This window comes from Caulobacter sp. GW821-FHT09A05 (genome assembly GCF_059418465.1).
In genome coordinates this window covers 190963-213025 of sequence record NZ_JBWKPX010000001.1, presented here as the reverse complement: position 1 = coordinate 213025, position 22063 = coordinate 190963, and the positions used below count along the sequence as shown (strand labels likewise).

At 66.3% G+C, this 22063-nt stretch carries 20 protein-coding genes and 1 pseudogene; 19 read left to right on the top strand and 2 right to left on the bottom strand.

Annotated features, from left to right (window positions below):
• Positions 1-96 precede the first annotated feature (96 nt).
• From AC07NX_RS00985 to AC07NX_RS00915, 15 genes are all read left to right on the top strand, one after another.
• The gene (locus AC07NX_RS00985; RefSeq protein WP_494638312.1) at positions 97-1452 is read left to right on the top strand and encodes a TIGR03013 family XrtA/PEP-CTERM system glycosyltransferase; all 1356 of its coding nucleotides are present in this window, start codon (positions 97-99) and stop codon (positions 1450-1452) included.
• Entirely contained in the window at positions 1449-2642 is a 1194-nt protein-coding gene (locus AC07NX_RS00980; RefSeq protein ID WP_494638310.1) for a glycosyltransferase family 4 protein, read from the top strand. The genes AC07NX_RS00985 and AC07NX_RS00980 overlap by 4 nt, the downstream gene beginning before the upstream one ends.
• On the top strand, positions 2549-3667 hold the full coding sequence (locus AC07NX_RS00975) for a glycosyltransferase family 2 protein (RefSeq protein WP_494638308.1): 1119 nt from the start codon (positions 2549-2551) through the stop codon (positions 3665-3667). Before AC07NX_RS00980 ends, AC07NX_RS00975 begins: the two co-directional genes overlap by 94 nt.
• A 69-nt stretch (positions 3668-3736) precedes the next feature.
• The gene (locus AC07NX_RS00970) at positions 3737-4246 is read left to right on the top strand and encodes an acyltransferase (protein ID WP_494638307.1); all 510 of its coding nucleotides are present in this window, start codon (positions 3737-3739) and stop codon (positions 4244-4246) included.
• Entirely contained in the window at positions 4243-5271 is a 1029-nt protein-coding gene (locus tag AC07NX_RS00965) for a Gfo/Idh/MocA family protein (RefSeq protein ID WP_494638305.1), read from the top strand. Before AC07NX_RS00970 ends, AC07NX_RS00965 begins: the two co-directional genes overlap by 4 nt.
• Entirely contained in the window at positions 5268-6392 is a 1125-nt protein-coding gene (locus AC07NX_RS00960; protein WP_494638303.1) for a DegT/DnrJ/EryC1/StrS family aminotransferase, read from the top strand. Before AC07NX_RS00965 ends, AC07NX_RS00960 begins: the two co-directional genes overlap by 4 nt.
• Entirely contained in the window at positions 6392-7084 is a 693-nt protein-coding gene (locus tag AC07NX_RS00955) for an acyltransferase (RefSeq protein ID WP_494638301.1), read from the top strand. Before AC07NX_RS00960 ends, AC07NX_RS00955 begins: the two co-directional genes overlap by 1 nt.
• On the top strand, positions 7081-8088 hold the full coding sequence (locus tag AC07NX_RS00950; RefSeq protein WP_494638299.1) for an NAD-dependent epimerase/dehydratase family protein: 1008 nt from the start codon (positions 7081-7083) through the stop codon (positions 8086-8088). Before AC07NX_RS00955 ends, AC07NX_RS00950 begins: the two co-directional genes overlap by 4 nt.
• Entirely contained in the window at positions 8085-9257 is a 1173-nt protein-coding gene (locus AC07NX_RS00945; RefSeq protein ID WP_494638297.1) for a DegT/DnrJ/EryC1/StrS family aminotransferase, read from the top strand. The genes AC07NX_RS00950 and AC07NX_RS00945 overlap by 4 nt, the downstream gene beginning before the upstream one ends.
• A 36-nt stretch (positions 9258-9293) precedes the next feature.
• Complete coding sequence (locus tag AC07NX_RS00940; RefSeq protein WP_035090961.1) at positions 9294-10142, top strand: ABC transporter permease; 849 nt, start codon at positions 9294-9296, stop codon at positions 10140-10142.
• Positions 10126-11415 (top strand): ABC transporter ATP-binding protein, encoded by a 1290-nt coding sequence (locus AC07NX_RS00935; RefSeq protein ID WP_494638295.1) that lies wholly within the window; start codon positions 10126-10128, stop codon positions 11413-11415. The genes AC07NX_RS00940 and AC07NX_RS00935 overlap by 17 nt, the downstream gene beginning before the upstream one ends.
• A complete protein-coding gene (locus tag AC07NX_RS00930) occupies positions 11412-12407 on the top strand; it encodes a glycosyltransferase family 2 protein (RefSeq protein WP_494638293.1) in 996 nt (331 codons plus the stop codon). The genes AC07NX_RS00935 and AC07NX_RS00930 overlap by 4 nt, the downstream gene beginning before the upstream one ends.
• On the top strand, positions 12404-13450 hold the full coding sequence (locus tag AC07NX_RS00925; RefSeq protein WP_494638291.1) for a glycosyltransferase family 8 protein: 1047 nt from the start codon (positions 12404-12406) through the stop codon (positions 13448-13450). Before AC07NX_RS00930 ends, AC07NX_RS00925 begins: the two co-directional genes overlap by 4 nt.
• A gap of 151 nt (positions 13451-13601) precedes the next feature.
• A complete protein-coding gene (locus AC07NX_RS00920; protein ID WP_494638289.1) occupies positions 13602-15602 on the top strand; it encodes a hypothetical protein in 2001 nt (666 codons plus the stop codon).
• A 7-nt stretch (positions 15603-15609) separates the two neighbouring features.
• Positions 15610-16842, top strand: a complete 1233-nt coding sequence (locus AC07NX_RS00915; RefSeq protein WP_494638287.1) for a glycosyltransferase family 4 protein — start codon at positions 15610-15612, stop codon at positions 16840-16842.
• Here AC07NX_RS00915 and AC07NX_RS00910 read toward each other — a convergent pair.
• A complete protein-coding gene (locus tag AC07NX_RS00910; protein WP_494638285.1) occupies positions 16784-17056 on the bottom strand; it encodes a hypothetical protein in 273 nt (90 codons plus the stop codon). The genes AC07NX_RS00915 and AC07NX_RS00910 overlap by 59 nt on opposite strands.
• Positions 17057-17246: 190 nt before the next feature.
• On the opposite strand from AC07NX_RS00910, the gene AC07NX_RS00905 reads away from it, so the two are divergent.
• The 4 genes and pseudogenes from AC07NX_RS00905 (at position 17247) to AC07NX_RS00890 (ending at position 20430) form a co-directional block, all read left to right on the top strand.
• Positions 17247-18566, top strand: a complete 1320-nt coding sequence (locus tag AC07NX_RS00905) for a putative O-glycosylation ligase, exosortase A system-associated (protein WP_494638283.1) — start codon at positions 17247-17249, stop codon at positions 18564-18566.
• A 117-nt stretch (positions 18567-18683) separates the two neighbouring features.
• Positions 18684-19664 (top strand): UDP-glucose 4-epimerase GalE, encoded by a 981-nt coding sequence (gene galE, locus AC07NX_RS00900; RefSeq protein ID WP_494638281.1) that lies wholly within the window; start codon positions 18684-18686, stop codon positions 19662-19664.
• Between the two features lie 208 nt (positions 19665-19872).
• Positions 19873-19974 (top strand): annotated as a pseudogene (locus AC07NX_RS00895) (hypothetical protein); the annotation flags it as partial.
• Positions 19975-20163: 189 nt separating this feature from the next.
• Complete coding sequence (locus AC07NX_RS00890) at positions 20164-20430, top strand: hypothetical protein (protein ID WP_494638603.1); 267 nt, start codon at positions 20164-20166, stop codon at positions 20428-20430.
• 65 nt (positions 20431-20495) lie between these two features.
• On the opposite strand, the gene AC07NX_RS00885 is transcribed toward AC07NX_RS00890, so the two are convergent.
• Positions 20496-21281, bottom strand: a complete 786-nt coding sequence (locus AC07NX_RS00885; RefSeq protein ID WP_494638279.1) for a Crp/Fnr family transcriptional regulator — start codon at positions 21279-21281, stop codon at positions 20496-20498.
• Positions 21282-22063 lie beyond the last annotated feature (782 nt).

The following is a 22063-nucleotide window of genomic DNA, read 5'->3' as shown; positions in this document are numbered from 1 at the left end:
CGTGAAGACATTCCAGAATTGTGGGATTTGGCCGTGAACATTTTTGGACATCACGCTCCTCGCCAATTCTGCGTCCTCGCTTGCCTGGATGTCGGAATGCTCCTGTCAGTCCTGCAGCTTCTGGACATCTCCCAACGATGCGCGGGGTGTTTCGCCGGACCCCTGGTGCAATTCGATCCGCCGGAGGCCGTTCTGCTGACCGCCGGATTGCTGCTCATCACGACAGCGGTCGGGCTTTACAACAACGACGCGGCCCAGAATTTCAGGATCATCCTGAAACGGTTCCTGGTGGCGTGGCTGATCATATTGGTGCCGACCGTCGCGGTCATCGCCCTGACCAAGATCGCCGCTGGACTTCCCTTCAGCGAACACGTTGGCGTCCTGTCGCTGGCCATCACCCTGTTCATGCTCATCATGCTGATGCTGCACGTGGTGCTGGGATGGTGGCTGGGGCTGTCGTTCATGAAACGACGGGTCCTGGTGCTCGGTGACGGTCCGGGCGCCGAGGCGGTGACAAGGTTCCTCATTGGGCCCGGTCGCGGCCACTTCCACCACTTGCAGACCGTCCGCAGTTGGCGGGCGCCGGACTACGCCTCTCCCCGGATCGGCAACCTTCTGGTCGCCGTCCCGCCCCCCGAACGGGCGCCGCTTTCGATGCTCGCGGAGAGGCTGCGCACGGACGAGATCATCGTGGCGGTGGACGACCACGGAGGGCTTCCGGTCGCCGAACTCATGGAGTGCAAGCTGCACGGCATGGAAGTGGTCGACGCGCTGATCTTCTGGGAGCGCGAAGCCGGCGTGATCGATTCCTCCAAGGTCGAACCGGGCTGGCTCACCTTCTCCAGCGGCTTCGTCTTCAATCATCGCCACCGCTTGCTCAAGCGCGCGCTCGATCTCATCGTCAGCCTGGCCTTTCTGGTCATCGCCCTGCCGGTGTGCCTGCTGACGGCCCTGGCCATCCGGCTGGAGAGCCGCGGGCCGATCTTCTATCGGCAGGAGCGCGTCGGTCTGAACGGACGGACCTTCAAGGTTTGGAAGTTCCGCAGCATGAGGACCGACGCCGAGCAGGACGGCGTGGCCCGCTGGGCGGCCTCCGCCGATGATCGTGTGACCCGTGTCGGCCGTTTCATCCGCAAGGTGCGGATCGACGAAATTCCCCAGGTCATCAACGTCCTGGTGGGAGAGATGAGCTTCATCGGCCCGCGGCCGGAACGCCCGTGTTTCGTCGAACAGCTTCGCGAGGTGCTCCCCAACTACGACCTTAGACATCGCATGAGGCCGGGCATCACCGGCTGGGCGCAGGTGAACTATCGCTATGGCGCGTCCATCGAGGACGCAAAACAGAAGCTCTCCTACGATCTCTACTATCTCAAGAAGAACGACATCCTGCTCGACTTGGTGATCTTGGTGCAGACGGTCCGCGTGGTCCTTTTTCCGGACGGCGCCCGGTGACCCACGACCTGCAGTCAACCGACTTCCTTGCCTCGCCGAGGATCGAACCGACGCCGTGGTTCGACGGGCACGATGATCGCCCGCATCTGGTCCACGTCTTCCCCAGCTTCAATATCGGGGGCACCCAGGTGCGTTTCGCGGCGCTGGCCGCGGCCCTGCACGCGCGCTTTCGTCATACGGTGGTGTCGCTCAACGGCGACTACGGCGCCGCCGCGCTCGTCTCGCCTTGCGCACCGGTGCGCTACGCCGATCCGGCGCCGCCGACCTCGGCGTCCCTGTCCGGGCGGCTGAGCCTCTATCGCGCCAAGCTCGCCGCGCTCAAGCCGGACGTGTTGGTGACCTACAACTGGGGAGCCATGGAGGTCGCCTTCGCCAACGCGATTGGCGGTGTTCCGCATGTTCACATGGAAGACGGCTTTGGTCCGGAGGAGGCCGTCCGGCAGTTCCTGCGGCGGATCTGGGCGCGTCGGGTCGCCCTCGCTCGCAGCCACGTGGTCGTGCCGTCGCGAACGCTGCAGACCATCGCGATCGACACCTGGCGTCTGGCCCGACGCAACGTCCAGCACATCCCCAATGGCGTCGCCCCGCAGGCGGACTACGTCACGCGCCTGGGCAGCCTGCGGCCGAAGCTGCCACTGGGGCTTCCAATGATCGCCTGGGTCGGCGCGCTCAGGCCCGAGAAAAATCCGCTTCGCCTGCTTCGCGCCTTCGCGCCGCTCAAGACGCGCGCCGCGCTTCTCCTGATCGGCGACGGGCCCGAACGGGACGCCGTCGTGCGGGAAGGCGCGCGGCTCAAGCTTGGAGGGCGACTGTTTCTTCTAGGGCCCCGGACCGACACGCGGGACCTCATCATGCAGTCTCAGATCCTGGCCTTGTCGAGCGACACCGAACAAATGCCGTTCGCCATCCTGGAAGCGATGGCCGCAGGGCTGCCGGTCGCCTCAACCGACGTCGGTGACGTTCGCGACATGGTGGCGGTGGAAAACCGGCCTTTCGTGGTGCCGCCGTCCGAGGCCGCCCTCAGCAACGCGTTGCAGGCCCTGATCGCCGACCCGGCGTTGCGGGAGAGCATCGGCCAGGCCAATCGCGCCCGCCAGTGCGACCTCTACACCCTGTCCGCCATGGTCGAAGCCTATGGTGCGCTGTTCGACAGGCTCAGCGCCCGGTCTCCCGCAAGGCGGTCCAGGTGAGACGGGAGCCACGCGTTTCGATCATCGTGCCGGCCTATGGCGTCGCACATCTGCTCGGCGACGCCCTGGCCTCGCTCCAGGGGCAACACCGGCAAGATTGGGAAGCGATCGTGGTCGACGACGGAACGCCCGATGACGTGGTCGCGGCGTTCGCGCCCTTTGCGGACGATCCGCGTTTTCGCCTGCTGCGGACCGACAACCGGGGGGTTTCCACCGCCCGAAACCGCGCCATCGCCGCGTCGACGGCGCCCTTCGTCGCTTTCCTGGACGGCGACGACCTCTACGACCCGACCTATATCGAGCGGATGCTCGCGGCGATAGAAGCCGACGCCGCCCTGGCGTTCGTGAGTTGCGACGCGATCTGCTTCGGCGCGGGCGAGCGCGCGCCGCGGCGCTATTCCGCGATCTACCCCATGGCCGGGCCCGTTTCGCTGGAACGGGTCCTGAATCGCGAGATGAACATCTTCGTGGCCGCGATCGTCCGCCGGGAAGCCCTGGACGCGATCGGCGGCTTCGACGCAGGGTTGGTCGCCTCCGAGGACCTGGACCTGTGGATACGCCTGCTGGCGGCGGGATGGGGCGGCGCCGTTCTGGCCGAGCCGCTCGTCCGCTACCGCCGCCGTCCCGGTTCGCTGTCGTCGAGCGCCCGGCGCATTCTGGTCGGCTCCTGCACGGTCTATCGCAAGGCGTCCGCGGCCCTGGAGGGGCGGGCCGAGCAGGCGGTGGCCGACCGCATGCTCGCCGCCTGCGCCCAGACGTTGCGGTGGATGGACGGCGAAGCCCTGATCCTTGGCGGCGACGTCGCCGCGGGCCTGCGGCTGCTGGCGGGCGCCGAGCAGCGCTCCCGGCGCTGGCGCATCGCCGTGAGCGTCATGCGACGAGCGCCCCGTCTGGCCGCCTTTCTGCTGCGGATCAGGCCTTGGCTGCCAAGCCCGAGCCGCTCCCCGGGCGGTGGCGTTCCTTCCGAGACGACGGGTCGCACCGACCGCGGAGCCTTGACCGCTCCGCCGCCCATCAAACGATAGGGTGGGGCGCAGGCGATCGATTAAAACAGTAGATCATTCGCTGAATTCCAGTGTGGGATCTTGTGGGACATGTCCATTACTAGCGACACATCTCTTGGATTGAACGTAGAAATCCCTCAAAGAGAACTCGTAAACTTGTACGGGTGTGTCATTGGTGATTTCACTCGCATAGGCGCGTTCGTGGAAGTCCAGAAACGGGCGAAAATCGGCGCGCGATGCAAGATTTCATCTCATAGCTTTATTTGTGAAGGTGTTGTCATCGAGGACGATGTCTTCGTCGGCCACGGGGTGATGTTCACCAACGACCTGTACCCACGGGCGACGATCGCGGGCGGCGGCCTGCAGACGGAAGCGGACTGGCGGGTCGTTGCGACCATCGTTCGCCAAGGGGCCTCGATCGGTTCCAACGCCACGATCCTCGCCGGCGTCGTCATCGGCGAGGGCGCGCTGGTAGGCGCCGGGGCGGTGGTCACTCGGGACGTGGCCGCCCACGCCATTGTCGCCGGCAATCCCGCCCGGCCCCTGCGGGACGCGCGTCGTCCCGCGCATCTTCGGCCAGCACAGGAAGTTCGCACATGATCGGCGTCGCGGTGATCGGTTACGGCTATTGGGGCCCCAATCTGGCGCGGTGCTTCGCCGAGACGGACGACTGCCGCCTTGTCGCCATCGCGGATTCGTCGCCCGCCAGCCTGGCCCGCGCCGGGAAGCGCTACCCCCATGCGCGCCTGCTGGCCGATTGGCGCGAAGCCTTGGCCGATCCGGAGATCGATGCGATCGCGATCGCGACCCCCGTGCGGACCCACTACGAGATCGCCCGCGCGGCGTTGCAGGCCGGCCGGCACGTGCTGGTCGAAAAGCCGATGACCGAGAACTCCGACCAGGCCCGCCAACTGATCGAGATGGCGGAGCAGCGCGGCCTGACCCTGCTGGTCGACCACACCTTCGTCTATTCCAGCGCCGTGCAGAAGATGAAGGAACTCATCGCGGCCGACGATCTGGGGCAGATCTATTACTACGACTCGACGCGCATCAACCTGGGTCTGTTCCAGCGCGACGTGAACGTCATCTGGGACCTGGCGGTGCATGATCTGGCGATCCTGCAACATGTTCTCGACAGCCCGCCCACCGCCATTTCCGCCAACGGGATCAGCCATGTGCGCGGGGCGCCCGAGAACATGGCGCAGATCACGCTCTATCTGGAAAGCGGCGCGGTCGCGCACCTGAACGTCAATTGGCTGGCGCCGGTGAAGGTCCGGCGGGTGCTGGTCGCCGGGACCCGAAAGATGATCGTCTGGGACGATCTCGAGCCCAGCGAGAAGATCAAGGTCTATGATCGCGGCGTCAGCCTGACCGCCGACCCCGAAGAAATCTACCAGATGCTGGTCAGCTACCGGATCGGCGACATGTGGGCGCCGCGGCTGTCCACCGCCGAACCCGTCCTCACCGAAACGACGCACTTCATCGCCTGCATCAGGGACGGCCTGACCCCGATCACGGACGGTCGCCTGGGCCTCCAGGTCGTGGAGATGCTCGAGGCGGCGACCCGTTCGATGAGCATGCGCGGCCATCCCGTCGAGCTGAATCCTCAGCGGAGAGCGTCATGATCCCGTTTCTCGACCTCAAGCTTCAGCACGGCGCGCTCGAGCCCGAGCTCGCCGAGGCGGCGCGCCGCGTGATCGCCAGCGGCCAGTTTGTCCTGGGCGAGCACAACGCGGTGTTCGAGGCGGCCTTCGCGGCGTTCTGCGGCTGTCCCCATGCCGTCACGGTCAACACCGGAACCTCGGCGCTGCACCTGGCCCTGCTCGCGGCCGGCGTCCGGCCGGGCGACGAGGTGATCACCACGCCCTCGACCTTCGTCGCCACCGTGGCCGCGATCCAGTACGCCGGGGCGACCGCCCGGCTTGTCGACATCGATCCCGAAACCTGGACGATGGACCCGGCGCTGCTCGAAGCCGCCATCACGCCGCGGACCAAGGCGATCGTTCCGGTGCACCTGCATGGGCGCCTGGCGGACATGGCTCCGATCATGGCGATCGCCCGCGCCCATGACCTGATCGTAATCGAGGATGCGGCCCAGGCGCACGGCGCCGAGCTGGACGGACGCCGCGCCGGCGCCATCGGCGACATCGGCTGCTTCAGCTTCTATCCGGGCAAGAACCTCGGGGCCTGCGGCGAAGGCGGCGCCGTCACCACGCACCGCGCCGACCTGGCCGCCCGCGTCCGGCTGTTGCGGGACTGGGGGCAGGAACGGAAATACCTGCACGTCGAAAAGGGCTTCAACTATCGCCTGGATGAACTCCAGGCCGCCCTGCTGAACGTCAAGTTGCCCCATCTGCAAAGCTGGACGCAGATGCGCCGCCACGCCGCGGCGCGCTACGACCGGAACCTGGCCGGCGCCGGCGTCCAGCAGCCCGCGCCGCCACGGAGCCGCAACCACGTCTACCATGTGTACGCGGTCCGGGTTCCCGATCGCGACACCGTGCGCGCCAAGCTCGCCCCCGACGTCGGAACCAACATCCACTATCCGATCCCGGTGCACCTGCAGCCGGCCTATGCGGACCTCGGCTACGGGCGCGGCGACTTCCCGGCCAGCGAGCTGCTGGCGGACGAAACCCTGTCGCTGCCGATGTTTCCCGGCATCACGGACGAGCAGGTGGACGCGGTCTGCGACGCCCTGCGTGACGTGTGCAAGACGTCTTCATCGCTTCACGGAAAGGCCGCCTGATGGAGCCCGCACGCATCGCCAGGGCCGTTCACGGCCGGGGGGCGGTCAAGCCCGATCCGGCCTTCGAGATCGCGTTCGCCCAGGATCTGGCGCACCGCTGCGCGCCGTCCGAGATCATGGCTCTGTTCCGCCGCTTCAATCAGGGCGAGGACCATATCGATTTCCTGATGCGGCGAACCTGCGTCCGCGCCCTGGCCAGGCGGTGCGGGTCCGGCCTTCGGATCGAACCGGGCGTCGGCCTGCGTCACGTCGAGACGTTCGAGATCGGCGACGGCGTGGTGATCGGCGAACAGGTCGTGATCCATGGCCGGTTCGACGGGAGGTGCGAGATCGGGAACAAGGTCTGGATTGGCGCGCAGGCCTTTCTCGACGCCCGCGACCTGGTGATCGGCGACAATGTCGGCTGGGCGCCGGGCGCCAAGGTGCTCGGCTCGAAACATTCCGGCCTGCCGATCGACGTGCCAATCATAGCGACGGACCTCCTCATCCCGCGGACCGTGGTCGAGGATGACGCGGATATCGGCATGAGCGCCATCCTGCTGCCCGGCGTCACGATCGGCCGCGGGGCGATTGTCGGGGCCGGCGCCGTCGTCACCAAGGACGTGCCCGCCTTCTCGAAGGTGGCCGGCTGTCCGGCCCAGTTGATCGGCTACCGAGACGGCCGCGAGGTCTTGGCGGAGACCTCGCGATGACCCGTCCCCTCTATGACCTGTCGGGCCGCAAGGTGCTCGTCACGGGCGGCGCCGGCTTCATCGGCAGCCGTACGGTCGATCATCTCCTCATGGCCGGCGCTGGCGAGATCGTCGTGGTCGACGACATGGTGCGCGGCCGGCGCGACAATCTCGCCCTCTCGCTCGCGAGCGGCCGGGTTCGCCTGGTGCAGGGCGACATCTGCGATCGCGCGCTGATGAACGATCTGGTGAGCGGGTCGGACACCGTTTTCCATCTGGCCGCGCTGCGCATCACCCAATGCGCGGCCGAGCCGCGCCGCGCCATCGAGGTGATGGTCAACGCCACCTACGACCTCCTGGAAGCGTGCGTCGCGGCGAAGGTGCGGAAGGTCGTCATGGCCTCGTCGGCGTCGATCTACGGCATGGCCTCGTCGTTCCCCACCCGCGAAGACCATAACCCTTACGCCAACCGCACGCTCTATGGCGCGGCGAAGACCTTCGCCGAAGGCCTGCTGCGGACCTTCAACGACATGCACGGGCTGGACTATGTCGCGATGCGCTACTTCAACGCCTATGGCCCGCGCATGGACGTCCATGGCCGCTACACCGAAGTGCTGATCCGCTGGATGGAGCGCATCGACGCGGGACTGCCGCCGATCGTGTTCGGCGCCGGCGATCAGACCATGGACATGGTGCATGTGGACGACATCGCCCGCGCCAACCTGCTCGCGGCGCGCGCGCCGGCGAGCGACCTCGTGCTCAATATCGGCAGCGGGGAGGAAACCAGTCTGGCCCGTCTGGCGGAGCTCACCGCCAAGGCGATGGGCGGCAAGGGTTTGATGCTGGTGCATGAGCGGGAGCGCGCCGTGAACCCCGTGCCCAAGCGCCTCGCGGACATTTCCCTGGCCATGGAGCGGATCGGTTACGCGCCGAAGGTCTCCCTCGAGGATGGTCTGCGCGGCCTGGTCGCCTGGTGGCGCGCGGAAAAGGCCAGGAGCGCGGCGACGAAAGGAGAGGTGGCATGATCCCGATCACGAAACCCCTGCTGGACCAATCCGAGGCCCAGGCCGCGGCCGAGGCCGTTCTGTCCGGCTGGCTCAGCCAGGGCGCGCAGGTCGCAGCCTTCGAGGCCGAGTTCGCGCATCGGGTGAGGGCGCCCTACGCCTGCGCGGTCTCGAACTGCACGACGGCGCTGCATCTCGCGCTGCTGGTCGCTGGCGTCGGCCCCGGGGATGAGGTCATCACCGTCAGTCACAGCTTCATCGCCACCGCCAACGTGGTGCGGCAATGCGGCGCGACGCCGGTCTTCGTCGACATCGATCCCGCCACCTACAACCTGGACCCTGAACTGCTCGCCGCCGCGATCAGCGCGCGGAGCAAGGCTATCCTCTGCGTGCACCAGGTCGGTCTGCCCTGCGACCTCCGGCGCATCTTGTCGATCGCGGGCGCGCATGGCTTGGCGGTCATCGAGGATGCGGCCTGCGCGATCGGCTCGGACATCCGCCTCGACGGAGCCTGGGCGCCGATCGGCGCGCCGCACGGCGACGTCGCCTGTTTTTCCTTCCATCCGCGCAAGGTGATCACGACCGGCGAAGGCGGCATGCTGACGACCCGGCACGCCGACTGGGATCGCCAGTTCCGGCTGTTGCGCCAGCACGGGATGAGCGTGCCCGATACAGCGCGCCATCACGCCAGCGATGTCGTGTTCGAGGAATACCCGGTCAGTGGGTTCAACTACCGGATGACCGACATTCAGGCCGCGATCGGCCGCCGGCAGCTTGAGCGTCTGCCGGAAATCGTGACGCGCCGCAGGGCGCTTGCCGCCGCCTACGAGCGCATGCTCGCCGAAGTTCCGGGCGTAAGGACTCCGTGCGAGCCGGCCTGGGCTCGCGGCAACTGGCAGAGCTACTGTGTCCGCCTTCCCGACGGCGTGGACCAGCAGCGGATCATGCAATCGATGCTGGACGGCGGGGTGGCCACCCGGCGCGGCGTCATGTGCTCGCACCTGGAGGCGCCCTATGCGGGGATGGGCGTCGGATCGCTACCCCATTCCGAACAGGCGCATCGCCGCTGCATCCTGCTGCCCCTCTATCCGCAGATGACGCAAGGCGACCAGCACGAGGTCGTGGACGCATTGCGCCTCGCCCTGGCCGCCGAACGCTGGGCGGCCGGCGCGCCGCGCGAAGTGGCCTGAGATGACGCGCGCGCCTCCGATCGATTGGACCTTCCGATGACCGCCGCGACCTTGCCCAAGCCCGATCACCGGTCCATCGACATCCGCCCGGGCAGAGCCCTGGGGAAGCTGGAGCTGGGGGAGCTCTGGCGGTACCGCGAACTGCTCTATTTCCTCATCCTGAGGGAGCTCAAGATCCGGTACCGGCAAGCGGCGATCGGCGCCGCATGGGCCTTGATCCAGCCCATCATGACCGTGGCGATCTTCAGCGTGGTGTTCGGCCATTTCGCGAAGATGCCGTCGGGCGGCGTGCCCTATCCGATTTTCGCCTTCACCGCCGTCCTGCCCTGGATGTACTTCGCCGAGGCCGTTCGCCGCGGTTCGACCGGTCTGGTCGGCGATTCCGATTTGATCCGCAAGATCTACTTCCCCCGGTTGCTTGTTCCGCTCGCCATGGTGGCCGCACCGCTTATCGACTTCGCCGCGGGATTTGTTGTTCTCCTAGCGATACTTGCCTTTTACCAAGTTCCGATCACCATATACATTCTTCTCTTGCCACTATTTCTTCTGGTGGCCCTCGGTCTCTCGCTATCCGTGGCGCTTTGGCTTGGACCTTTGAGTGTTCGGTTTCGCGATGTCATGCATGCGCTGCCATTCGTCATCCAGGTCTGGATGTATGCTTCGCCTATTGCCTATCCGATGGCCATCGTTCCTGAGCGCTGGCGGCTTCTATACAGCCTTAACCCCATGGTCGGGGTGATCGAGGGCTTCCGCTGGGTGCTCCTCCGTGACGGCCACCCGGATTTCAGAGCGATCGCGATCAGCTGCGTGATCATCTCGGCCTGCCTGGTGGGCGGCTTGGTCTACTTCAAGAAGATGGAGCGCTCCTTTGCGGACGTCATCTGATCCGGCGGGTTCGATCGCCATCGAGGCGCGGGGACTTGGCAAGAAATATCGGCTCCAGGGTCGCGGTCGGCGGCACGACACGGTTCGTGACATCCTGGCCTCCGCCTTCAGCGCCGCGCTCAAGGGAGGGCGCGAGCCCAACCGCCCCGCCGAGAGCTTCTGGGCGCTGAAGGACGTCTCGTTCCAGATCCGGCACGGCGAGAATGTCGGCGTTCTCGGCCTCAACGGCGCGGGCAAGAGCACCTTGCTGAAGGTGCTTTCAAGGGTGACGGCCCCGACCACGGGGCAGGCTCGCATCCATGGCCGCCTGGGGTCGCTGCTCGAAGTCGGCACGGGCTTTCACGGCGAGCTGACCGGGCGCGAGAACATTTTTCTCTACGGCGCGATCCTCGGCATGAAGAAATCCGAGACGGAGCGGAAGTTCGACGAGATCGTCGCCTTCGCCGAACTCGAAGAGTTCATCAACATGCCGGTGAAACGATATTCGAGCGGCATGTACGTTCGTCTGGCGTTCGCCGTCGCGGCGCACCTGGAACCGGACATCCTGCTTCTGGACGAGGTCCTGTCGGTCGGAGACCTGCCCTTCCAGCGAAAGTGCATGGAGTTCGCGCGGAACCTGCAGAAACGGCGCGCGACGATCATTCTGGTCTCCCACAACATGTTCAGCATCAAGAGCATGTGCGACCGGGTCATCTACCTTCGTGGCGGGCGCGTTCAATTCGACGGTCCGACGGAAAAAGGCGTTGAACTCTACGAGGCCGATTGCCGACTCAGCGCGGTGCCCTGGGCGAGCCACGAGGCCGCCGACTGGCCGATCGCCATCACCGATGTCATGGTGATGGACGAGACCCACGCGCCAAGGGCCATATTCGACCACGGCGAAAGAATGCGGGTGCGGGTCGACTACACCACGACCCGGTTCGTGGACGCCCCCAATTTCGTGATTTCGATCGTGCGGTCGGACGGCGTCGCCTGCTGCTGCTACAGCACCGAACTGGACGGGATTGTCGTCGCCCCCTCGTCGGGTCGGGGTGCGATCGAGTTGCTCACGCCGCCGCTCGCCCTGATCTCCGAGCACTACAGGATCGAGATCCTCGTGCGCGAAAAGGGCTTTCAGAAGCTCATCTGCGCCCAGGGCGGCGGCTCCTTCCACGTCAGGCACCCGATGCTGGACACGCACTTTGGCGTGTTCCACGAGCCTGGAGCGTGGGAACTGGAAGACGGGCGGCGGCCGGCGACCCTGCGGACCATCGCCATGGGGGCGGGATCGTGAAACCGGCTGGCGTCGATGTCATCGTTCCCTGCTACAACTATGGCCGTTACCTGCGGCGGTGCGTGGCCAGCGTTCTGCGGGAAACGCGAATTCCGATCCGCGTTCTGATCATCGACGACGCCTCGGACGACGGTTCGGCGGCGGAGGCCCGCAAGATCGCCGCGGAGGATGACCGGGTCGAGGTCATCGCCCATCGCGTGAACCAGGGCCACATAGCCACTTTCAACGAAGGCATCGGCTGGGTGCGGGCGGACTATCTGCTGCTCCTCTCGGCCGACGACCTGGCGGCGCCCGGGGCCCTGGCGCGGGCGGTCGGGCTGATGGAGAGCCATCCCGACGTCGCCTTCGTGCACGGGCGCGCCATCCGTTTTTCGCACGAGGATGAACTCGATCAGCTCCCCGAAAGCCTTGACGCCGACGGCGCGGCGATCTGCAGGGGCGTCGACTTCATCGGCGACCTGTGCGCCCGCCCGGTCAATCTGGTCGAGACCGCCACCGTCGTCGTGCGCAGCAGCATCCAGAAGCGGATCGGCGGCTACCGCCCCCACTTGCTGCATTCGGGCGATCTGGAGATGTGGTTGCGCTGCGCCGCCTACGGCAACGTCGGCGTGATCGGCGCGGTCCAGGGCTATGTCCGCCTGCACGCCAACAATATGCGCGACCGGTACAAGGGGCCAGCGGACTACCAACAGCGATACGAGGCCTTCGTTGATTTCTTCGACCACAACTCGGCGGTGGTCGCCAACGCCCCGCAACTGAAACGTCAAGCCCTGAGGGCGCTTGCCCGTCAACTGGTGGGCGACGCTTCGAACGCCCTCGACAATGGGCGGCGCTACGCGTGGATGATCGCGCGGGCGCGGAAGATCTGGCCTGGGGTTCGTTGGACGAGATCCTATTGGAGGCTGGCCCTCAAGGGGATCGTCGCGCCCCTCCTGGCGCGCGGGACGTGGAAGGGGGCGCCGAAGCCCGCCGATACGGGGCCAACGCCGTGAACGCCGCTCCGAACGAGATCTCCCCGCCGCTCGCGGGGCGCACGCCCGGCGAACAGGCCAGGGCGGCGGACAGGACGATCACGGTCCTGTTCTGCTGCGACCCCGGTTACTACCAGCACCTGGCCGTCGCCCTGGTTTCATTGCTGCTGAACAACGCGAATAACTTCCTGGACGTGCACCTGATATCGAGCCGTCGAGACTCCGCCCTGGAGGCGAAACTGGCCGGATCCTTGGGTGGACACGACAATTTTCGACTTCGGATCTACTACTGGAATAACAATCAAAACCTATACACATCGCATCATATAACGATGGAAACCTATACAAGGTTGTTCGCGGCGAGCATACTTGACAACTCCATCGACAAGATCCTTTACCTGGACTCGGACCTGATCGTCGTGGACGACCTGATGAGCCTATGGCGAACAGACGTCCGGAATCATGTCCTGGCCGCCGTTCCGGATCCCTTCGGCCTGGGGCGCCGCGAGGCGCTGGGCATGCCGCGCGAGGGTTCCTACGTGAACGCCGGCGTCCTCCTGCTGAACCTGGCCAGGTGGCGCTCCGATGATCTGACAAGGCGGCTCGCCGATTTCATCGCGCGAGAAGGCGATAATCTCGTCTTCCATGATCAGGACGCGATCAACGCGATCCTTCATGCCACGACCAAGGTCCTGCCTTATCGCTGGAACCTCCAGGCCAGGATGCTTCGCCCCCGCCGGCTGACATCGCTCGCCGATCATGCCGCGATCGCGCGGGCCGCGCGGTCGCCGGCGATCATTCACTACACGTCGGCCCGCAAGCCCTGGCTGTTCGTGGCGGCGACGCCGGGAAAGCGGCTCTATCGCCACTATCTTGGACTTACCGCGTGGCGCACGGCCCCGCCGATCGGCAAGAGCTGGTCGCGCCTGCCGGAATACCTGGCCAATCACGCCCTGGATCTTCTCGGGTCCGACTATACGTGGGAGCGGGTCTTGCGAAGCACCACCATCGGCCGCGTCATCGACAGGTCCGCCCGCCTGCTTGCGACGGGTCGGGCTCACTAGAGCCCCGTGCGGCGCGAGAAACCCTCAACCTGTCAAATGACCCGGCCGTCGCGGCCGCTGGGCGCCACCCTGGCCTGAGCGCCCCTCGCCTGGGCGTAGCGCCGGCCGGACCTGTTGTCCCGTTGGCGTTGCCGGGAGCGTCGGATCAGACATGCGTTGGATTTTGCTCGTCATCCTTCTGTTGGGGTTCGCGCCCTGCGCGCCGGCCGCGGCCGAGCCGTTCAAGGGCGAAGCCGCGAGATTTCGCATCACGAACGACGCCGACGGCGCCATCGCCAAGCGGATCGTCTCTTTCGGCCAAGTCTTCCGGCGCGGCCAGGTGAGGCCGAATTCGCGCCTGGCGGTCAAGCTGGGAGGCGCGATCGCGCGGTCGCAGATGGATGCCAAGGCCTTGTACCCCGACGGCTCCGTGCGCCACGCGATCATCACCATCCAGGCGCCTGGCATGGCGCAAGGGGGAGCGCTCGACGGCGTCATCGCAACAGCGGCCGCCGGCCCGTCGCCAGCGGTGGCCGCCCCTCCGCGGCGCGTGCCGAACGTCCAGCTGGCGTTGACCTTCCATACTCGCACCAATCGGGTCGAGACCTTCAACATCGACCTGCGGAATCTCGCGCAGGCCGCCGCCGGCGGCGGCGAGAGGCCTTGGCTCAACGGGCCGCTGGTGCGGGAACGACGCTATGCCTCCGAGCGCATGCACGGCGTCCAGGTGGTGTTCGACGTGTGGACGCCGGCGGTGGGCGCGCCCCGCGTGGATGTGATCTTCCACAACGACATCGCGCTGAACCCGGATATTTCGACCCAGGTCTATGATGTGAGGTTGAGTATTGATGGGACGCCGGCCTACCGGGTCCAGGGCGTCGCGCATTACCCCTATGCGACCTGGCACAAGGTGATCTGCGCCGACAGGGCGCCGCCGCCGCGGGTGACGCCGGACCTCGACCTGTTGATCGCCACGGGCGCCGTGCCGCGCTATGCCCGTTTCCAGCCGGATCGGCGCGCGACCGACGCCGTTCACAAATTGGCGACCCGCAACGATCGGCCGCTCGGGTCGGCGAGCGTCACGCTCCACATGCCCGCCACCGGAGGACGTGCGGACATCGGGCCGCTGCCCGCCTGGGCGGTGTTCTATCTCCTCGATCCGTCGCGGGAGAACCAGGAGACGCTTCTAGCCAACGCCGACGCGGCGGGATCCATCCCCTGGCACGTCCGCGACGTGCACACCGGCGGCCCGATCAACATCGACCAGCACCCCCTGGTCTGGGTGGACAAGCGCGGCGTCGCGGCGCCCGGCGTGCTGGGCCGGAGGTACGAGATCCGCGACACGCGCTGGCAGCCCGACGACGCCCATCAACCGTCGCTCACCTATCTGCCCTATCTGCTCACAGGCTCGCAGTACTATCGCGATGAACTTGCGATGCAGGCGGGGTTCGACCTTCTGTCGATGAATCCGGAGTATCGCGGCCAGGCGGCGGGCATCCTGCTGGGGTCCCAGGTCCGCGCCGTCGCCTGGTCCCTGCGAACGCTGGCCAACGCGGCCTACATCCTGCCCAGCGACAGCCCCTTGCCGCGCTATTTCGAGGCCAAGCTCAAAGGCAATCTGGACGAGATCGTGCGCCGATACGTGAAGGGCGACGAACTCGCCGGCGCCGGCGACCTGCGCGGCTACCTGCCGGGCCCCTACGCCCAGGAAGGCGCCACGCCGCCGTGGCAGAGCGACTACCTGGTCATGGTGCTCGGCTGGATCGACAGCATGGGCTACCCGCAGGCGCGCACGATCATGGCCTGGATGACCAATTTCGTGGCCGGCCGCTTCACCAACGACAAGCGCGGGTACGACCCGATCTACGGCACCCCGTATTTTCTGTTCGTGGCCGACCCGAAGTCGACGCGCCTGTTCTCGACCTGGCCCGAGGCCTTCAAGGCCACGTTCGATCCGGTGCGCCAGCCCGTGACCACACTCGACTATCCAGATTGGGGAGGAGGCTACGCCGCGCTCGCGCGGGCCTCCCTGGCCTCGATCATCAACGCGACCGGATCCGCCCAGGCCCGGGAAGCCTACCGCTTCGTGAAGGCCCAGACCCCGCGGATGGACGCCAGCTATCCCAGTGAGCCCGCCTTCGCGATCGCTCTCGCCATCCCTGTCCAGGACTAGGCCCAGCATGGATCAGCGCCCGCTCCGCATCCTCTACCACCACCGGATAGCCGCGTCGGACGGCATGCGGGTCCACATCACCGAGGTCGTCGCCGCCCTCAGAAACCAGGGACACCTGGTGTGTGTCGTGGGGCCCACCTCGGCCGATGAGGCCCAGGCGGCGGGCGCCAGCAGCCAGCTCGAACGCACCACGGACCTGTTGCGCCGGCTGCTTCCGTCCGCGGTGTTCGAGCTTCTCGAGCTGGCCTACAATATCCCAGCCTATCTGAGGCTGCGAAGCCATGTGCGCGCGTTCAGGCCGGACGTGCTCTACGAACGCTACAACCTCTTCCTGCTGGCCGGCCTTCTGCTGCGGAAGCGTCATCGCCTGCCGATGCTGCTGGAGGTGAACTCCCCCCTGGCGGCGGAGCGCGGTTCCTTTGGCAAGCTGCAATTGACCTCCGTGGCGCGCGCCTGCGAGACGGCGCTCTGGCGAGGGGCGGACGCGGTTCTGCCCGTGACCGAAGTACTGGCCGCCGAGGTGCGACGAGCCCGCGTCGGACCGGAGGGGGTGCACGTGATCGCCAACGGCGCGGATCCGCGACGGTTTCCGGCGGCCGGCTCCGGCGCGCGCCTGCGTCGGGACCTCGGCTTGCCAACCGCCGCCGTGGTGCTGGGCTTTGTCGGCTTCGTCCGCGATTGGCATGGCGTGGGCTGGGCCGTGGAGGCGTTGCCGCGGCTGCCGCCGGAGGTTCACCTGTTGATCGTCGGGGACGGCCCGAGCTTGCCGCACCTGCAGGCTCGGGCCGAGGCGCTCGGCGTGGGCGCGCGCCTGCACTGTGTGGGCCGCGTGCCGCACCCGCGGGTGGCCGCCTACACGCAGGCCTTCGACATTGCGTTGCAGACCGCTTCGACCCCCTACGCATCACCATTGAAGCTCTTCGAATACATGGCCCTGGGCCGCGCCATCATCGCGCCCGACCAGCCGAACATCCGCGAGGTGTTGGCCGACGGCCGCAACGCCCTGCTGTTCACGGTAGGGAGCCAGGCGTCCTTCGCCGCGGCCCTGCTGCGGTTGTGCGGAGACATCGAGCTTCGCCGCGAACTCGGCGCCGAGGCGCGGCGCACGGTCGAGCAGACGCCCTACACCTGGGCGCACAACGCCGGCCGCATCGCGGCGCTGGCGCGCGCCGCCCGGACGTCTAGAACGGCCGTCCCGGCCGACGTTGGACGGTCTTCCATCTCGGTTCCGCACGACTGACATCGGGCGCCTCCGACGCCGGCGGAACGCGGGGCGCGCCGCGACGGGGGGAGGCCTTCCACTTCGGAGCGGCGTCCACCGGAGCGCGCCTGCCCGACTTCATGCCGAGCAGCCCCGCTTCGGCGGCGTCCTCGCCCGCGTCCGCCCGCCGGTAGACCCACCACGCCACCGCCAGCAAGGCGATGATCTCCAGAGCGAACAGAATGCCGGTCATGTCGGGTCTCCTGGGCCCATTGCCCGACAATGCGCCCAGGCCCGCACGCGCAAATGACATTCGCGCCCCAGCAATCGGGCGGCGGCGTCCACATCCGGGCAGCTGGCGCGGGAAAGCGGCCCGAGGACCATCATTTGCCGCAGAGCAGCCGGGCGCCCCAGCGCACCTTGTGGCGCATACGAGGCCCTCCATGCGCGATCTGATCCTCCTGGCCGCTCTGATCGGCATCATACCGATGATCCTGCGCGCCCCCATCGTGGGTCTCGTGGCCTGGCTCTGGATCGCGATGATGAACCCCCAGCGCGAAGTCTATGGCTTCCTCATGGGCTTCCCGCTCAACTTCCCGATCGCCGTGCTGACAGGTCTGGCGTGGATGATCTCCAAGGAGCGCAAGCTGGTTCCGTTGAACCCGTTCACGGTGTTCATCGGCCTCTTCGCGCTGTGGGCCTGCCTGGCCACCTACCTCGCCCTGGATCAAGCATACTCGATGACGATCTGGAGCCGCGCGATCAAGACGATCGTCCTGGTCCTGGCGGTCGCGACGCTGGCGAACACCAAGGCGCGCATCCAGGCGGTGCTCTGGATCTGCGTGGCTTCGCTTGGCTACTACGCCGTCAAGGGTGGCGGCCATATGCTGCTGACCGGTGGGGGGCAGCGCGTCTACGGCCCCGATGACACGATGATCGCGGACAACAATTCGCTCGCCCTGGCCCTGGTCATCGCGCTGCCGCTGATGAACTACCTGCAGGCGACAAGCCGCAGTCCACTGGCCCGCCTGACGTGCCTGACCGTCCTGGGCTTCTCCCTGCTGACGATCGTCGGCACCTATTCCCGCGGCGCCTTGCTGGCGCTGGGCGCGGCGGCCGTGGCCTATGTCTTGAGAACCCGGGCCGCGGCCAAGTTCGTGGTGGTGGGGGTGGTGATGGCGGCCGCGCTGCCAAGCGTGGTGCCGTCGAGCTGGTTCGAGCGGATGTCCACGATCCAGACCTACAGCGAAGACGCCTCGTTCGAGGGCCGGGTCGCGGCCTGGGCCACCAGCGTCAACATCGCGACCGCGCGTCCGCTCACCGGCGGCGGGTTTTCCGCCGTCGAGCTTGATCCGGTCGCGCGGCAGTTCCAGTCCCCGGGCAGCCTGAGGGCCGGCCGGGCGGCTCACAGCATCTACTTCCAGGTGTTGGGCGACACGGGGTTCGTGGGCCTGGCTCTCTACCTGCTGATGATCGCGGCCGCCGCTCTCAACACGATCCTCGTGCTCGCGGCGACGCGCGGCCGTCCGGACCTTGGCTGGGCCAACCTGCTGGCGCGTATGCTTCAGGTGAGCATCGTGGCCATGCTGGTCGGGGGCGCGGCTCTCTCGATGGCCTATTATGACGGCTTCCTCGTGCTCCTGGCCATCACGGCCTCGCTGCACCGGGTCGTGCGCGGGACCGCGCCTCAGGCCGCTACGGTCGTCGCCGCTTCGTGGGAGCGATCCATGGTGGCGCTAGCGCCTCGCGCAGAGCAGAAATAAAGACATAGAAATATCCTTTGAGTGAAGGTGTTCTGTAAATACATCTAGAATTTCCCTTATAAATCCAAGGGTGTGAGCGTTATTTCACACTCATTTCTGGTTTCATAGGGTGAAATCATGACGGTGCTCATCACGGGTGGCGCTGGATATATTGGCAGTCACATGGCTTTGACGCTACTGGAGCAGGGTGAAGACGTTTGTGTGCTTGACAACATCTCGACTGGAATTAGGTCTCTGGTTCCCGGCGCCGCACATTTCTTCCAGGGCGATATCGCCAACCAAGCGCTGGTCCAGTGGATTCTCGCCGACCACGACATAGACACGGTCCTGCACTTCGCGGGCTCGACCGTTGTCCCCGAGTCTGTCGAAAACCCGCTGCTGTACTATGAGAACAATACGTCCAAGACGCGTCACCTGCTGGAGGCCTGCGTCCGGAGCGGCGTGAAGCACTTCATCTTCTCGTCAACGGCCGCCATCTACGGCGCTTCCCAGGAGGCGGTGATCGGGGAGGATGCCGCCAAGTCGCCGGCCAACCCCTACGGTCGCTCCAAGCTCATGACCGAATGGATGCTGCAGGACACCGCCCGTGCGACGGGCCTGCGCTATATCGCTCTGCGCTATTTCAACGTCGCCGGCGCCGACCCGTTGGGCCGGTCGGGGCAATCAACGCCCAAGGCGTCGCACCTCGTCAAACGCGCCTGCCAGGCCGCGCTTGGGCTCCTGCCTTACATCGGAATTTTCGGCGTGGATTACGAAACACCGGATGGCACCGGCGTACGGGACTACATTCACGTCAGCGACCTTGTCGCCGCGCACGCCCTCGCGCTTGGCCACTTGCGTTCGGGCGGCGTGTCTGGCGCCTTCAATTGCGGCTACGGGCACGGCTTCTCCGTCCGGGAGGTGATCGGGGCCGTCGAGAACGCCGCCGGCCACCGGCTGGCCGTGCGGGAGTTTCCCCGGCGGGCGGGAGATCCGCCGATCGTCGTGGCCGATCCGACGCGGCTCAAGACCCAACTCGGGTGGATTCCGTCACATGAGACGCTGGAGAAAATCGTCGGGGACGCGCTGGCCTGGGAGCGTCGTTTGAGCGCCGCCTGAAACATGGCCCACGGCGTCCTTGGCGGGATCTGGTACGAAGCGTTCGCGAGATCTCGACGGTTGGCTCCGACGAGAGGCCCGGCCATGGGTGGCGCGGGGCGAGGCCGCCCGGATCGCCAAGGCGCCGATATCGACGCCGAAGCTCTCCGTATGCACGTGAAGCACGCCTAAGTCTGGCGGGGCCCCGCCGGGCGAGGAAGGATCGTCGATGGTTTTCGAGCACCCCTCGGCCGCGCTGCTATCGGACTACGGCCGCGGGGGCCTGGCGCCGGGCGCGGCGCTGGCGGTGGTCGCGCATCTGGACCTCTGCCGGCAATGCAGGCTGACCCTGGGAGAGATGGCCGGTCGGCGTTCGACAGCGGTGACCTCGCCGAACGTTCCCGACGGCGGGCTGGCGGCCGCTCGTGGCCGCCATGAGGCGCCTTCGGCGGCTGGACCGCTCCCACGCGCCCTGAGGCGCATAGTGGTCGGGCGTTGGCGTGGGGCCGGCCGGGACGTCATGAGTGCGCCGCTCCGGGGCGTCAGCGGCCTTGGCGAGTCCGTCCATCTGCTTAGGGCCGCGGCGGGAGCGTCGTTCGTCCTGCCGGACGCGGCGGAACTTCTTCTGGTGGCGAGGGGCGCCGTCCGGGTCGGCTTGAGCCGCTATGCCGGCGGCGACTTCCTGGACCTGTCCGACGCGCGTGCATCACGCGCCATGGCCGACGCCCGGACAGGCTGCCTCTGCCTCGTGGTGGGGGGCGACGAACTGTATCGGCCCCATCCCTGAGCGGCCCCACGCGTCCGCACGCCTCCCGCTTCCAGTCCGAGGCCGCTCGGAGGTCGGAAAAGCGCCTAGGCCGACAAGTTCCGTTTCGGGGGCAGGATGGCGCGACCCATGCGATCCTCGCCCGCGCACAGCGTCAACGCGTCGAACTCCAGATCGTCGGCTTCCGATCGATAGCATGAGGCCGCCGCCAGCCTTGGCCGATTCCTGAGCGTCACGGATCCGGCCTTGATGCAGACCCAGCCCTCCTTGCGCAGGCCTTTCAAGGTGCGGTTGATGTGCACGACGCTGAGCCCCAAAGCGTCCGCGAAGACTTCCTGGGTCAGGGGTATCTTGAACGTCTCGCCATGAACCAGGCCGACGCGTTCGAGCCGCTCATGGAGCTCGAGCAGAAGGTGGATCACCCTTTCCTTCGCCGAGAGCCGCCCCATGCGCATGAGGTGGTCGTAGAGGCGCTGCTCCCGTTGAAGCGCCGCGTCCCGGCCAGCGGAGTCGACCGTCAGCTGCGGCTCGCGGCTCACGACCTCGAGCCGCGTGAGCGCGACGACGCCGCAGGCGCCGACGCTTCCAGCTCCGCGCGCCTCGATGGCGTCGCCGGGGAGAAGAAACGAGAAAATCTGTCTCCGGCCATCAGGGAGGATACGCAACTCGCAAGCCCAGCCCGAGACGATGATCAGCTGTTTTTCAGGACCGGTGCGCTCGCCCTGTCGAACCTGCGACCCGGCGTCGTAATGCTCGACGCGGCGCCAGAATGCGCGGACGCGCTCAACGTCTGAGATCTTTCCCGACCCAATATCACCCAGGGTAGATGCCTGGAATGATGATTGACTAACAGAATACGTCTCGCCTTCCATCGGCAGCCCTCGCTTTCGACCATATATTATTGATTTTTACTATGTAAATATCAGTACCTATAGTCACCATTACATAATAATCATCCTCTTTATGAAGGTTGCATTATGTAATGATTTACCAATCTTAACAGTGAACTCGATGAATTATTTGTCAATACATCATTCGATAGGTACGGGGCAGCGACTCAGCGGGAATGGCGGACCTTCCATGGCTGCGGAACGCCCGTGGCCGATATCCCCTCCCACTGAGGTCGCATGCCCTTGCGGCTTAGCCATCGCCGCCCAGGGGGCGGGCGGGGGCGCGGACAAATCGCCGGACGAAGAGATCACGCCAGGGTGATCCCCGACCGTGCGGCCTAACGAGCAAGGCCTGAACCCGGCGCCGCTCAAATAGCGATCGGTTCGCCTTGAGACATAGCAGAAGGGGCGGTCGCATCCTCCGGTGGCGCCGCCCCGGCTCGGGAGATCCAATACACCAATGATTCGCGAACACTGTTCTCTAAAGTCTACGAACAGCGCTATTTAAAGTCTACGAACAGTGTTCTCTGAGATTTTCGAAGAATAGGCACAGTATCTATTGCGGCATTCTGACGCGGCGCCGATTCATATCTGCTGCGAACCTAAAAGCTCGGGTTGCAAAGCTTCGCAGCAGGAGAATTTCGCCGCCATCGAGGCGGTTTTCCAAAGCTGCGCAAGCGATCTGTTTGTCGTGAAGGGGCCGTGGCGCTCGGGTCCTCGTATCAGCGCGCGCCACAGAACGTTGCAAGCAAGACACACAGGCC

What these genes read in the sequence shown, in the direction of transcription:
- AC07NX_RS00985 (WP_494638312.1), top strand. Translation starts at nt 97, where the DNA reads ATGCTCCTGTCAGTCCTGCAGCTTCTGGACATCTCCCAACGATGCGCG.
- AC07NX_RS00970 (WP_494638307.1), top strand. Translation starts at nt 3,737, where the DNA reads ATGTCCATTACTAGCGACACATCTCTTGGATTGAACGTAGAAATCCCT.
- AC07NX_RS00965 (WP_494638305.1), top strand. Translation starts at nt 4,243, where the DNA reads ATGATCGGCGTCGCGGTGATCGGTTACGGCTATTGGGGCCCCAATCTG.
- AC07NX_RS00960 (WP_494638303.1), top strand. Translation starts at nt 5,268, where the DNA reads ATGATCCCGTTTCTCGACCTCAAGCTTCAGCACGGCGCGCTCGAGCCC.
- AC07NX_RS00955 (WP_494638301.1), top strand. Translation starts at nt 6,392, where the DNA reads ATGGAGCCCGCACGCATCGCCAGGGCCGTTCACGGCCGGGGGGCGGTC.
- AC07NX_RS00950 (WP_494638299.1), top strand. Translation starts at nt 7,081, where the DNA reads ATGACCCGTCCCCTCTATGACCTGTCGGGCCGCAAGGTGCTCGTCACG.
- AC07NX_RS00945 (WP_494638297.1), top strand. Translation starts at nt 8,085, where the DNA reads ATGATCCCGATCACGAAACCCCTGCTGGACCAATCCGAGGCCCAGGCC.
- AC07NX_RS00940 (WP_035090961.1), top strand. Translation starts at nt 9,294, where the DNA reads ATGACCGCCGCGACCTTGCCCAAGCCCGATCACCGGTCCATCGACATC.
- AC07NX_RS00920 (WP_494638289.1), top strand. Translation starts at nt 13,602, where the DNA reads ATGCGTTGGATTTTGCTCGTCATCCTTCTGTTGGGGTTCGCGCCCTGC.
- AC07NX_RS00915 (WP_494638287.1), top strand. Translation starts at nt 15,610, where the DNA reads ATGGATCAGCGCCCGCTCCGCATCCTCTACCACCACCGGATAGCCGCG.
- AC07NX_RS00910 (WP_494638285.1), bottom strand. Translation starts at nt 17,056, where the DNA reads ATGACCGGCATTCTGTTCGCTCTGGAGATCATCGCCTTGCTGGCGGTG.
- AC07NX_RS00905 (WP_494638283.1), top strand. Translation starts at nt 17,247, where the DNA reads ATGCGCGATCTGATCCTCCTGGCCGCTCTGATCGGCATCATACCGATG.
- galE (WP_494638281.1), top strand. Translation starts at nt 18,684, where the DNA reads ATGACGGTGCTCATCACGGGTGGCGCTGGATATATTGGCAGTCACATG.
- AC07NX_RS00890 (WP_494638603.1), top strand. Translation starts at nt 20,164, where the DNA reads ATGAGTGCGCCGCTCCGGGGCGTCAGCGGCCTTGGCGAGTCCGTCCAT.
- AC07NX_RS00885 (WP_494638279.1), bottom strand. Translation starts at nt 21,281, where the DNA reads ATGGAAGGCGAGACGTATTCTGTTAGTCAATCATCATTCCAGGCATCT.